The organism is Meiothermus hypogaeus, from assembly GCF_003574035.1.
Classification (GTDB): domain Bacteria; phylum Deinococcota; class Deinococci; order Deinococcales; family Thermaceae; genus Meiothermus; species Meiothermus hypogaeus.
Genome location: NZ_QWKY01000144.1, coordinates 1 through 3309 on the forward strand (window position 1 = coordinate 1; position 3309 = coordinate 3309).

Annotated in this window: 3 protein-coding genes and 1 CRISPR repeat array; all 3 genes read left to right on the plus strand. The window is 58.7% G+C overall.

The window, feature by feature from the left end; genetic code table 11:
- The first annotated feature begins 145 nt into the window (after nucleotides 1-145).
- Genes cas6e through cas2e form a run of 3 tightly spaced genes read left to right on the plus strand, consistent with a single transcriptional unit; the run spans nucleotide 146 to nucleotide 2186 of the window.
- Nucleotides 146-826, plus strand: a complete 681-nt coding sequence (cas6e, locus tag Mhypo_RS17415; RefSeq protein ID WP_119342489.1) for a type I-E CRISPR-associated protein Cas6/Cse3/CasE — start codon at nucleotides 146-148, stop codon at nucleotides 824-826.
- Nucleotides 827-842: 16 nt separating this feature from the next.
- On the plus strand, nucleotides 843-1790 hold the full coding sequence (cas1e, locus tag Mhypo_RS17420; RefSeq protein WP_119342490.1) for a type I-E CRISPR-associated endonuclease Cas1e: 948 nt from the start codon (nucleotides 843-845) through the stop codon (nucleotides 1788-1790).
- Between the two features lie 3 nt (nucleotides 1791-1793).
- Nucleotides 1794-2186: a type I-E CRISPR-associated endoribonuclease Cas2e gene (cas2e, locus tag Mhypo_RS17425; RefSeq protein ID WP_119342491.1), complete on the plus strand. Its 393-nt coding sequence runs from the start codon at nucleotides 1794-1796 to the stop codon at nucleotides 2184-2186.
- A 20-nt stretch (nucleotides 2187-2206) separates the two neighbouring features.
- A CRISPR array of direct repeats spans nucleotides 2207-3273; the repeat unit is 29 nt; unit sequence GTATTCCCCACACGCGCGGGGATGAACCG.
- The last annotated feature ends 36 nt before the right edge of the window (nucleotides 3274-3309 follow it).

The window sequence follows — 3309 nt, forward strand, 5'->3', positions numbered from 1 at the left end:
TCGCAGGCTGGCGCGAGACTATGAGCGGCTGGCTGAGACCTTGCGAGGTTGGCACTGGTTGGCTTTTTCGATTCTGATGACAGCGAAAACTGTGGAGCTTTTACGAACAGCTAGTTAGCAGGCTCTAAACCCTGGGAGGAGTCCCGTGTACCTCAGTAAGTTGCTGCTCGACGTTCGCTCCAAACAAGCCCGCACCGACCTCGCCAACCCCTACCAGCTCCACGCCACCCTGTGCCGGGCCTTTGCCGATGAAGACCAGACCCCACCCCGCTTTTTGTGGAGGCTCGAGGAGGGTAAGAACCCGGTGGTGCTGGTGCAGAGCGCCACTGGACCCGATTGGGACAAACTTGCTCAACGCTTCCCCAGCTACTTCCAGGAGCCGCCGAAGACCGGGCAACTCCCCCTCGAGCACCTCCAACCCGCCCAAACCCTGCGCTTCCGCCTAAAGTGCAACCCGACCATTACCACCGTGGCAAAAGACGGCAGCATAGGAAAAGACGGCAAACCCAAGAAGAAGCGCTACGGGCTGTACAAACTCGAGGACTTGGTTGGCGAAGAAATCGAAGGCGTTTGGAAACCGGGCTGGCTCGAGCGTCAAGCCGAAAAATCAGGTTTCAAGCTCATGGACTTTATGGTTGTCCAGAGCGAGAAGCTCATGCTGTATAAGCATGACCGCTCGAGCAAAATCACCCTTCAGTCGGTGCTGTACGAAGGCCACCTAAAGATCACCGACCTCGAGGCCTTCAAGCGCACCCTTGCTACCGGCCTGGGTCACGCCAAGGCCCTAGGGTTTGGCCTGCTCTCCATCGCAAAGGTTTCTCGCTAGGAGATGAGGGGAAGGCATGAAATACGAAACCCGCAATCTACAAGAACTTCCCAAGTTTCGCGACGGGCTTTCGTATATCTACCTCGAGCATGGCCGCCTCGAGCAGCAAGACCAGGCCGTGGCCTACTACAGCCAAGAAGGGGTGGTGGCCATACCGGCTGCCGCGCTGGGGGTGCTGCTGCTGGGCCCCGGCACCTCCATCACTCATGCCGCCATTCGTCAGCTTGCCAACAACGGCTGTTCGGTGTTCTGGGTGGGCGAGGAGATGGTGCGCTTTTATGCCAGTGGCATGGGTGAAACCCGTTCCAGCGCCAACCTGATGCGACAAGCGCAAGCCTGGGCCGACCCAGAGGCGCACCTGGAAGTGGTCAAGCGTATGTACCGGATGCGCTTTCCCGAAGGACTGCCGCCCGACCTCACCCTGGAACAAATTCGAGGCCGAGAGGGGGTGCGCGTGCGCGATGCCTATGCTCGCTGGAGCCGCGAGACCGGGGTGGAATGGAAGGGCCGCAACTACAACCGGGGCAACTGGGCCGAGGCCGACCCCATCAACCGTGCCCTCTCGGCGGGCGCAGCGTGTTTGTATGGGCTGTCACATGCCGCTATTATCTCGGCGGGCTACAGCCCAGCGTTGGGCTTCATCCATACCGGCAAGCAGCTTTCCTTCGTCTACGATGTGGCCGACCTCTACAAGGCCGAAACCCTGATCCCAACTGCTTTTAAGGTAGTAGCCGAATCGGAGTTCGGTGTAGAGAGGCGGGTGCGCCAGGCCCTGCGCGACCAGCTCCGGGAGGTCAAGCTGTTGGAGCGCATCGTCTCAGATTTACACTCTTTGTTCGATGCCCTGGAAATCCCCGATCCCTATGCCGAAGATGCCTCGGCCCCCGGTGAGCTATGGGATGTGGACGGTACGGTTCCTGGTGGGGTGGCCTACGGCGAACTCGAGCAAGACGACCCCAACTAAACTATGGTCGTGATTGTGCTGGAAAACGTACCCAAGCGTCTGCGCGGCGAGCTATCGCGCTGGATGTTGGAAGTGAGCACCGGTGTTTTTGTGGGGAGCATGTCGGCATTGGTGCGGGATCTGCTATGGGAAAAGTGTAAGGAGAAAAAGACGGTAGGGCGTTGTTGTCTGATGTACCGTACCAGCAACGAGCAAGGTTTTACAATCCGAACCCATGGCGACACCACCCGCACCCTGGTAGACTTTGATGGCATAACACTGGTAGCTGTGCAAAACGCCGAATGGCAGCGCATCCATGCCAAACGGAAAAAGTCTAAGGCGACCGAGAACCTTGAAAAAGAAAATCCCAACCCATCAGCTCGGGATTCCGACACTTCAGACGGGGTAAGTGGCTGAATTTGCTGTTAGGATCAAGTGTATTCCCCACACGCGCGGGGATGAACCGCCGGGCTATCCCCGCTTCAAAGGCCGGGGCTGGTATTCCCCACACGCGCGGGGATGAACCGCCCGTACATGCGAACCCAGGCGGCATTGTAGAGTATTCCCCACACGCGCGGGGATGAACCGTGCGGGCGCTGGCCACCAGGCTCAACCTCGAGGTATTCCCCACACGCGCGGGGATGAACCGGGTGGACAACCCGCATTATCTAATCTCCAGTTCGTATTCCCCACACGCGCGGGGATGAACCGGCGGCTACCTCGAGCTTGCGGCTGCCGATTGGGTATTCCCCACACGCGCGGGGATGAACCGCCCAGGACCTCACCCCGCTCCAACTACGTCTTGTATTCCCCACACGCGCGGGGATGAACCGTCGGTGCTCGACCAGGTGGGCTTTATCGAGCGTATTCCCCACACGCGCGGGGATGAACCGAAAGAGCAGGTAGCGGACGGGAACGAAGCCAAGTATTCCCCACACGCGCGGGGATGAACCGGTCAGTCGGCAACTGGTAGACCTGGCGGCCCGTATTCCCCACACGCGCGGGGATGAACCGTGTGGGCGCAAGAACTTTTGGCTTACTTGCGCGTATTCCCCACACGCGCGGGGATGAACCCGGCTTCTAACCACATGGTGGCGTTCATCGAAGTATTCCCCACACGCGCGGGGATGAACCGAGGCTGCATTTGAAGGTGGTGCTGAATACAAAGTATTCCCCACACGCGCGGGGATGAACCGGTTTAATCCTTTTTGAATCTCACTCCAAGCACGTATTCCCCACACGCGCGGGGATGAACCGTGTTACAGTTACACCCCCTGAAAAACACTGTGCGTATTCCCCACACGCGCGGGGATGAACCGCTACCGTTTTCATAGATAGCTATACCGACATGCGTATTCCCCACACGCGCGGGGATGAACCAGATGGTTGGTGTTTTCAGGTGTATTGACAAGCCGTATTCCCCACACGCGCGGGGATGAACCGTTGCTCAATGTAGCGCACCATAGCACGCACAAGTATTCCCCACACGCGCGGGGATGAACCGCGGATTTTATCGTGCATCCAGTTCAAGCCGGTGTAT

Bases quoted from the DNA above. Each gene is read 5' to 3' on its own strand.
- cas1e (WP_119342490.1), top strand. From the start codon at position 843: ATGAAATACGAAACCCGCAATCTACAAGAACTTCCCAAGTTTCGCGAC.
- cas2e (WP_119342491.1), top strand. From the start codon at position 1,794: ATGGTCGTGATTGTGCTGGAAAACGTACCCAAGCGTCTGCGCGGCGAG.